Origin of the sequence: Methanosarcina sp. 1.H.T.1A.1 (genome assembly GCF_000979295.1) — an archaeon.
Lineage (GTDB): Archaea > Halobacteriota > Methanosarcinia > Methanosarcinales > Methanosarcinaceae > Methanosarcina.
The window spans coordinates 1-6,918 of the sequence record NZ_JJQY01000063.1 but is presented as its reverse complement, the minus strand read 5'-3'; the positions used below and the strand labels follow the sequence as shown (position 1 = coordinate 6,918).

Below are 6,918 nucleotides of genomic sequence, written 5' to 3'. Positions count from 1 at the left end.
ACTTAGTCACAAAGCCGAAAGTGCTTAATTTTGTACTTCAAATGCGTAAGTCCTACTTAAGAAAAGAGCTATAATGAGCTTGAAACTTTTTACGTCAAACTATTTTTTGCTTGAAAACAATTTTTTGTATAATTAATTTAATATAATTTATACTCTTAATTATGTACTGGAGTTGGGGAATAAAGGGGTATCATCAAAATAAAAGAACCTCCTGGAGGTCGCTGATTCTTCTTCGAATTAATTTGCTTGGGGGAGCATAATATTCGAAGAGACTGTATTGGGGGATACAGTAGATTCAGCGCCTCTGGGCTTCTTCTTGCATTACATATCCTGAAGATTCTCACCAAATTTGATGATGAAAATTCAAGAGGTTTTATTTCTGTCTAACAGATCAGCGACTAAATCAGAGTCATTATAAGTGGTTAAAATTTGAATGCTGTTTGTATCTCTTTTCTCTGATAACCCTTCTAAGGGGTTTAGGATTTTGATTGCGGGCTCTTTGCTTTGAATAACATTCTCTTTTACTGTAACATCATTGCGTACTGTAGGCGTGACAACTCTGCCTTTAAACAATTATGTAAGCGTTTCATCATCAAAGGGTCTTCAACATTTCATTATATATTTAAGCAATTTTTAGATGGAAAAAGACCACCTGAGAGAAGCTCCTGGAATAGAGACTTGTCCAGATGGTCGCAAAAAGCAGAGATAAGCCCGAAAGTCGGGAATAAAACTCCAAAAAAAACAATTGAGTCCTGGATGTTGAATTGTGAAATTCCTGAATATAGCATATACAGTAGGCAGAGACACGATCCAAAAACATCTCTTATGCATTATCAAAGTCTTTCTTTCACCGATTATGAAATAGGGTCCTCTTAAACTCACTCTTTAACTGGAACTTATTTTCCATTTTTTCTGCCAATTAAGCCAGAGAATAGTTTCCCCAAAAAAAGTACATCTTATTTTTGATCTAAAATCTAATTAAGACCTTAAGAAACCGTAAATTTTATTGAGGAGGACGTACAATCCTCCTCTGGCGATATATTATGAAAGCTCCGCTTATACCACTAAACGAAGATTTCAAATGGAAATTGTTATCCGAAATATTAAACGTTTTTGATCTGAGATCTTGCAGGCAAATTCTCACAAGGAGGGGCATTCTGCCCCTCCCGAAATCAGTGCCTGCTATTAAAATTGTACTCTTGAGCATGTTTTTTTCCTGTGAAATTTCCTATTCTATCAGAGAATTAAAAGAAAGGGAAAGCTTGAGAAACTTTTTAAAAATCAGTTCAGTACCAACTGAAAATGAAATTTATGGCGTTCTGAGTAAATATGAACCAAACCAGTTTACTTATTTTGTTTTTGAACTCTTGAACGAATTATGCCCTGAGAGACAAAACGGATCAAGAGGCATTATCCTTGACAGTACTGACATAAATCTTAACCTGAATTGGCATGCAAAAAAGATTACCAAAAAAAGCCTGGAAAACAAAGAATACAAGTGGGGTCACTCAACACACAGAGGATTCTTCATTGGCATGAAACTAACTCTTGCACTTGAATCTAAAACATTGAAACCTTTAGCGTTTCTGATTAATGAAGCAAATGTACCAGAAACTAAAATTTATCCCGAAATACTTAAAGAACTCAAAAGACGGAGAATATTAAAAGCAGGAGACATTGTTTATGCTGATAGAGGATACTATTCTTACGAAAACTACGTTATATCTGTCAGAGAGTTCAGGGCGGTACCTTTAATTTTCCCAAGGAAAAACTGTAATTTTAAGAAACTTTTCAATATGCTGAGATATCCTCTGAAAATATTTGATTCAAGAAGAGACACTGAAAAAGAAATAAAAATCTACAAAGAAATAATTGCAAAATTTAAAGAGTTAATTAGCAAATGGAAAGAGTTCAGACCTGTGAGATCAATCATAGAAGATATATTCAAATTGGCGAAGAAAGCATACTCTATGGAGGATTTGCACAGATATACGAGGAGTTCTGTCCAAAAGTACTGCTCTTTAGCTGTACTTTTAGTGGGGATAACTGTAAATTACGGCATTAAAGAAAGGAAGGAATTACAAGCTTTCTCTGAGTAACGAAGTAAAGAGGGGGCTAATTATGAAATGAACCGATGAGAATAGTTAACAGCTCATAGAATTGCAGAGAGGATAGGAATCAAAAATAAAGATGGTTTGAAAGTAGGCGGTTTCGAAAAGTCAGATAATTTCTTTTAATATCATATTTGAATACAATCAATCAATGTTTTTTATCTAAGATGGTTTAAAAAATATTTATATCTCTAAAACTTATATATGTTTAGGTGAACTGTTGAAAGAATAAATTCTTAGTGATAGTATTCTAACAGTTCCAGAAAGAGTCTAGAAAATATACAAAACGTACCTCTTTAACTATAACCAAGGTACTTGAGAGAGAAATAAGTTATGTCGAGAAAAGTCTTTTTTAGTTTTCACTATGGAGGAGATGCTTGGAGAGCTGCACAAATTCGAAATTGTGGAGTAACAAAAGAAAGAAACGCAAGAGGTTATATGGATGCTGTAGCTTGGGAAGAAGTCAAAAAGAAAGGGGATAAAGCCGTAAAAAATTGGATTGATAACCAATTAAGAGGCACGTCTGTAACAGTTGTTCTAATTGGCAAAGAGACTAGTGAGAGGAAATATGTGCAGTATGAAATAGAACAAAGTTACAAAAAAGGAAACGGCATCATAGGGATACGTATAAATGATCTGAAAGATCAAAACGGAGAAGTCGACCTTCAAGGAAAGAATCCATTTGAAACTTGTATGGTAGATAAATATGGAAAAAAAGTCCCCATTCCAAACAGATATCAAATCTACAATTGGACTAAAGAAGATGGATACAATAATTTTCCAAAATGGGTTGAAGCAGCGGCAACACAAGGTAGATAGTAAATCACCTAACAAATTGTTCTTTAACTAAAATAGATTATAAATACGGTTAGCAAAAGGAATATTGACCCATAAAACCAAAATATAGTTTTCGAAAACATCGTATGAATTGTAGAATTTACTTCAGATGAAAATCTATAAGCATTCATATCAAGAAGATACTCATCCGTATTAAGTCTGTTTTTAATAACCCAATTATATAATTTTCTATACATTCTCTCTTGCCGTAAGAAATATGAATCCAAGTACCAAAAAACAATCAAAGGGATGTATCCGATTAGAATCTTATTATTATCATCCTTAAGCAATAGGGTTACAACTACAAGAGTAATTGTCCATCCTTTTATCATGAATGAATTAGAAGCCATTCTTTTTATAATATTTTGAATTAAGTCAACTTCTTTTAGCATATACTCTTTGAGACTACCGTCCTCCTCAGTCATTTTTCTCTCTTCCATCAGGCAAATATTGAATCATAGCAATTTATACCTATTTATAAAAAATAACACAGGTGAAAGGTAGCACCCTTCAAACCGATGAGAGATTTCGAATTACTTTTATAACATCTATAGTGTTTGGACTTGTAACAATATTTGCAAAACCAAATAAGTTAGAGGGTGACACTGACGGATTTAACGTTTTTCCTTTTATTTTTGTTAATCATAGTTGTATATTATTACATTAAACAAAAATCGAAATATAAAAAATTACATGAACGCTTTAAAAATGTTACGGATATTGATTCTGAAATCTCAAAAGAAAATCGAAAATTAGAAGAAATTCAAACTAAAATTAGTGAAACTGATGCTGATTACAAAAACAGAAGAGAGGCATATGAGAAAACGTTAAAGGATTTCAAAGACCTCACGGATATACAATCAGAGATAAACAGAGAAAATCAGAAATTGAACGAAATACAGGCTAAAACCAATGAGATTGCTTTAGACTACAAAAACAAACGAGCTTTATACGACAAATTATTAAGTGAGATCAACTCACTCGAAGAAAACTTAGAGATTATTTCTTATGGGTTATACAAACCTCACTTTGACTTTGATACTTCCAGCGAATATCAAAAACGGATACTGACTAATCATCAACGTCAAAAACAGCTCATAAAAGATAAGGTAGCTTCTGTATGCTCAAAAGAATGGGTTGTTGAAGGCGATAAAAAGAAAGGGGCAGAAATGATCGCCCGGAATCAGAAACTTGCATTGAGCGCCTTCAATGGAGAGTGTGATGCTGCTGTACTAAAAGTAAAATGGAATAACGTATCAAAGATGGAGGAAAGGATTGAAAGAGCGTATGAGCAAATCAATAAGCTGATCGCTCCTTTGGATATAAAAATCACAAATAAGTATTTTAGTTTGAAACTGGAAGAATTACATCTTGTTCATGAACGTCAGGAAAAATTGTATCAAGAAAAAGAAGAGCAAAGATTAGTAAAAGAGCAGATGAAAGAAGAGGAAAAAGCGATAAAAGAATTTGAGGCTGCAAATAAAGCGGCAGAAAATGAAGAAAAACAATATCAAAAAGCCCTAGATGAAGCCCTAAAAGAAATTGAAACGGCAAAAAGCGAAGAAGTAACGCAACTGAACGATAAAATCTTAAATCTCGAAAAGCAACTTAAAGAAGCTCAGGAAAAAAGAAGAGTTATCTCACTTGCCCAAGTGACAAAAAGTGGATACGTTTACGTAATTTCAAATATTGGTTCTTTCGGGGAAGATGTATATAAAATTGGAATGACACGAAGGCAGGTGCCTAGAGATAGGATACGAGAATTTGAGGTCGCCGTTCCTTTTGAATTTGATGTACATGCCTTAATCCATTCTGAAAATGCTCCTGAACTAGAAGCTAAATTACATAGGCGTTTTGAAGAAAAAGGTTTGAATTTAGTTAATAGCCGAAAAGAGTTTTACAATGTTTCCCTTCAAGAGATTGAGACAGCGGTCAAAGAGTTGCATGGAAAAATTGAATTCACAAAGATGGCCGAAGCAAAGCAGTATAAGGAAACTCTAAAGCTTCGCGAAAATGTAAAAATGAGTAGTAAAATTGCTGAACAAATTCAAACTGAATTTCCTCTTACAATATGATGGAAGTAAGTTATTATCTTAAGGGATCAATTCAATTATAGCTTAGAATATGCTTCCGCAGTTATAGAGGCATATTCTTTGTAGATATTTGACTTTCCCAAATCTAATAATCACATGTTACTCAATTTCAGGTTAAAAAGATTTTATAGTTTCAGTTGAAACTGAAAAATGAATAGGTTTTACCTTAAAACTAATGTATTAATCCTTTAGTTTGTCTATAACTGCGCTAACTATACCATCAATTCCTTCTGTATCAAAATCTAAGTAGGCCATGTCATCAGGTAAACCGAATAGAAGCGTGTCATCCAATCTAACAGGCAAAATAAACTCAGTCCCTCTAACTTTTGCTTCGCCTCGTGCGATAGAAAATTCAAAGTTTGTCCAGTCTCTTAATGAATACTCTTTAGAAACAAACACTAATACAAAACAAGTATTTTCTCCATATGTTTTTTGGAAATGTGTTGATAATCTCTTTCCCCACAACTTTGTTTTCTCAAACTCATCATAAAAGACTTGAATATTATTTTCAGCTAGCTTTTTTGCTATTTGTTCTACTACTTCCCGATTTTCTCCAGCAAATGACAAAGCTATGTCGTATTTAAAATCATCTTGTTTTGATTTATTTACATATTCCATTTCGATTTTAATATCTCTATCGTTTCTCATTTTTTCCAAAATATTGTCTTTATTTTTTAAACATTGGTAGTCATCAGGTTTGATTCTAAGGACTTGATCTAGCGACTCGATAGCCTCTTTATACATTCCTAGAGAACCTAAAGCAATGCTTTTGCCCTTCAAAGAATCGTAGTCATCAGGTTTGAATTTAAGAGCTAGATCATAGCACTCAACAGCTTCTTTATATAGTTTCAACCAAAGTAACGAAACACCTTTGTGTCTTAGAGAATTGTAGTCATCAGGTTTGACTTTAAGAGCTTTATCTAACGACTTAACAGCCTCTTTATACATACCCATATTGCTTAAAGAAACACCTTTCTCTCTCAAAGAATCATAGTCACTTGGTTTAAATTTAAGAGCACGATCATAGCATTCAATAGCTTCTTTGTATCTTTTCAATTGGAATAAAGCAATACCTTTGTTTCTCAAAGAATCGTAGTCATCTGGTTTGATTTTAAGGGCTCTATCATAGCACTTAATAGCTTCTTCGTATTTTTCCAGCCAGAATAAAGCAATGCCCTTATTTCTCAAAGATTCGTAGTCATCAGGTTTGACTTTAAGGGCTTTATCATAGCACTCAATGGCTTCTTTATATCGTTCTAACCAGACTAAAGAAATACCTTTATTTCTCAAAGAATTGGAGTCGTCAGATTTAATTTTAAGGGCTCGATCAAACCACTCAATAGCTTCTTTATATAGTCCTCGATTGATAAAACTAATGCCTTTATTTTTTAAAGAATAATAGTCATCAGATTCCAAATTAAAACACCCATTTCATTTAAAAAGCAAGAGCTTAAGAACTTATCTCTTCTTTAATGGATAAAAATTAGGTGATTGTTAAATTATTCTTAGAAAATACCGCGAGAGTTTTAGAAACAGAGACATTTTTAGTTTATCCGGTTCTGATAAGGACAAAATTGAGGATTTATTCTGGTCTTTTTTCACTTTTTTGAAAGACCGCTCTCCTGCGTCGAGCGTGACAAAAACGACGTGAGATAGAGAGTAGAGTTGTAAGGGGCAGATTTCAAGATTCAGAATTTCAAGCCAGCCAGGCCAGCAGTATTTTTGCTCAAAAAATCAACCGTGAGCGCTACCTGCGTTTTAATTTTCATTACTCTAAGCCGGCCGGCCTCATCCGCACCCGGGCGCGGGACAGGAATAAGCGGAAATTATTATTCAGGCCGCCCCGGACTAGAATCTCCCGGTTAGTTAACCGAACC

General features: G+C 33.8%; 5 protein-coding genes. 3 read left to right on the top strand and 2 right to left on the bottom strand.

From position 1 onward, the window contains the following. Positions 1-1,043: 1,043 nt before the first annotated feature. Complete coding sequence (locus EO95_RS06400; RefSeq protein WP_048133331.1) at positions 1,044-2,099, top strand: IS5-like element ISMets1 family transposase; 1,056 nt, start codon at positions 1,044-1,046, stop codon at positions 2,097-2,099. A gap of 345 nt (positions 2,100-2,444) precedes the next feature. Further along, on the top strand, positions 2,445-2,930 hold the full coding sequence (locus EO95_RS06395; protein WP_048133328.1) for a TIR domain-containing protein: 486 nt from the start codon (positions 2,445-2,447) through the stop codon (positions 2,928-2,930). Positions 2,931-2,953: 23 nt separating this feature from the next. Here the strand turns inward: EO95_RS06395 and EO95_RS06390 are convergent, their stop codons facing one another. Beyond that, the gene (locus EO95_RS06390) at positions 2,954-3,388 is read right to left on the bottom strand and encodes a hypothetical protein (RefSeq protein WP_156164002.1); all 435 of its coding nucleotides are present in this window, start codon (positions 3,386-3,388) and stop codon (positions 2,954-2,956) included. Between the two features lie 159 nt (positions 3,389-3,547). Between EO95_RS06390 and EO95_RS06385 the strand changes: the two genes are divergently transcribed. After that, a complete protein-coding gene (locus EO95_RS06385; RefSeq protein WP_156164001.1) occupies positions 3,548-5,023 on the top strand; it encodes a DUF4041 domain-containing protein in 1,476 nt (491 codons plus the stop codon). Positions 5,024-5,221: 198 nt separating this feature from the next. Here EO95_RS06385 and EO95_RS16715 read toward each other — a convergent pair whose 3' ends face one another. Beyond that, positions 5,222-6,457, bottom strand: coding sequence for a tetratricopeptide repeat protein (locus EO95_RS16715; RefSeq protein WP_052733524.1), 1,236 nt, complete (start codon positions 6,455-6,457; stop codon positions 5,222-5,224). Positions 6,458-6,918: the final 461 nt, after the last annotated feature.